Below are 2148 nucleotides of genomic sequence, written 5' to 3' on the forward strand. Positions count from 1 at the left end.
CGTCCGCGCTCCCCTCTGCCCAGGCTCCCACGCGGGCGGCAGGCTCCGGGGCGAGCTCGCCGGTGTTCTCCGCTGCGCCCTCGCCTGTGCCCTCTCCTGTGCCGCCCTCTCCTGCGCCGCCCCCCACGAGCCATACGGCCACCGGAAGGTGCAGGGCCGCGTGGGCATGTTCCAGCAGCACCTGCACCACCTCGGCGGGCTGCCGGGCCCCGGCGAGGGCCTCGGCGGCGGCGAGGGCCTCGGCGGCGGCGAGGAGGGAGTCGGTCGGAACGGGGGCGGGCGGGCGGGCCATGGGGGCAGGATACGGTGGCTGTTGCTGGAGCGGGGTGTGCGGGGGGCCGATGCACCAGAGCACTTGCCAAGAAGAGACCTTCTTGTTGACCGAGCGGACTGGCACAGCTCTGCAGGAGAGGATGGAGCCGGGAGAGGAAGATCATCTCTCACGGCGGAATTCGNGGGGGCGGGCGGGCGGGCCATGGGGGCAGGATACGGTGGCTGTTGCTGGAGCGGGGTGTGCGGGGGGCCGATGCACCAGAGCACTTGCCAAGAAGAGACCTTCTTGTTGACCGAGCGGACTGGCACAGCTCTGCAGGAGAGGATGGAGCCGGGAGAGGAAGATCATCTCTCACGGCGGAATTCGGACAAATGCTCTAGGCTGTGGCCCTGATGGTCCCCAGACGCGTGCCCGCCCCCCTGACCGCCCCCGCCCGCCCGCAGGCCCGCCCGTGAGCGGCGGCCTCGTCGCCCTGCTCGACGACGTGGCGGCCATCACCAAGCTCGCGGCGGCGTCTGTCGACGACATCGGGGCCGCCGCCGCCAGGGCAGGGAGCAAGGCCATCGGCGTGGTCGTGGACGATGCGGCCGTCACCCCGCGCTACGTGACGGGTTTTACCCCGGACCGCGAGCTGCCCATCATCTGGCGCATCGCGCGGGGGTCGCTGCGCAACAAGGTGCTGTTTATCCTGCCCGCCGCGCTGCTGCTCAGCCAGTTCCTGCCGGGCGCGATTCCGCCGATCCTGATGCTGGGCGGGGCCTACCTGTGTTACGAGGGCGCCGAGAAGGTCTACGAGGCCGTCAGCGGCCACAAGGAAGGCCACACCGGCGAGGAACCTGTCGCCCTGACCGGCCAGGCCCACGAGGAACAGATGGTCGCCGGGGCCATCCGCACCGACTTCATCCTCTCGGCAGAGATCATGGCGATCTCGCTCGCGGAGGTGGCCGACCAGACCTTCTGGCTACGGGCCGCCACGCTGGTCGTGGTGGCGCTGCTGATCACCGCGCTGGTGTACGGGGTCGTGGGACTGATCGTGAAGATGGACGACTTCGGCCTGCGGCTGGCCAACGGCGCCTCGGGCGCGGGCCGCAGCTTCGGGCGCGGGCTGGTGCGCAGCATGCCGAAGGTGCTCGCGGCCCTCTCGGTGATCGGCACCGCCGCCATGCTGTGGGTCGGCGGGCACATCATCCTGGTGGGCCTGGACGACTTCGGGGTGGGCGGTCCCTTCGACTTCTTCCACGGCCTCGCCGTGACTGCCGGAAACGCGGTCCCCTTCGCGCAGGGCGTCACCGAGTGGCTGGTCGAGACGGTGGGGTCGGGCCTCTTCGGGCTGCTGGTGGGGGCGGTGATCGTGGGGGCGCTGCACCTGCGGCCGGGGCGCAAGGCTCACTGAGCAGTCATGCGGAGAGTTTCGTACCCTCCCAATGTGGCGCAATTCAAGAGTCGCGTGTAGGACGCCAAAAGCCTCTCTCCCCCTGTGATTCTTGATGTCCATTGCATGCTGGGGAAGAGCGGGAAAGAGCATTCTTGGCGTCTGGGAAAGGGGTGAGCTTCGCCCGCCACGCCCCTCTCCCTCGGAGCTGTACCAGTCCCCGGCCCTCTGCCAGCAGCTCTGCGAGTCCCCCCGCAAGGGCGGAGGGGCAAAAAAGTGCGTCTGAGCCGCTGATCCTCCTGTTGCCATCAAGCGTTTGTGGGGGAGGGGGGTGAACGGCCACGCCGTCCCAGCCTGGGGACCGCCCGCCCCCTTCCTACCCGCCCTGCCCGGCCGCCGGGGAGGTGCGGCGCCCATCTGCCTGGAGGCGCTGGCTGGCGAGGTGCAGCAGGGCACGGGCCGAGCGGGCGTCGCGCGGCCACAGCGCCGTGCCCACGCTGAC

At 70.4% G+C, this 2148-nt stretch carries 2 protein-coding genes; one reads left to right on the forward strand and one right to left on the reverse strand.

Annotated features, from left to right (window positions below):
- On the reverse strand, positions 1–292 hold a 292-nt coding region (locus QOL99_RS16635), incomplete at its 3' end, for a hypothetical protein (RefSeq protein ID WP_285525482.1).
- Between the two features lie 433 nt (positions 293–725).
- On the opposite strand from QOL99_RS16635, the gene QOL99_RS16640 reads away from it, so the two are divergent.
- Positions 726–1667, forward strand: a complete 942-nt coding sequence (locus QOL99_RS16640; RefSeq protein WP_285525483.1) for a DUF808 domain-containing protein — start codon at positions 726–728, stop codon at positions 1665–1667.
- Positions 1668–2148: the final 481 nt, after the last annotated feature.

Origin of the sequence: Deinococcus rhizophilus, from assembly GCF_030271215.1 — a bacterium.
In the GTDB taxonomy this organism is placed as follows: Bacteria; Deinococcota; Deinococci; order Deinococcales; family Deinococcaceae; genus Deinococcus; species Deinococcus rhizophilus.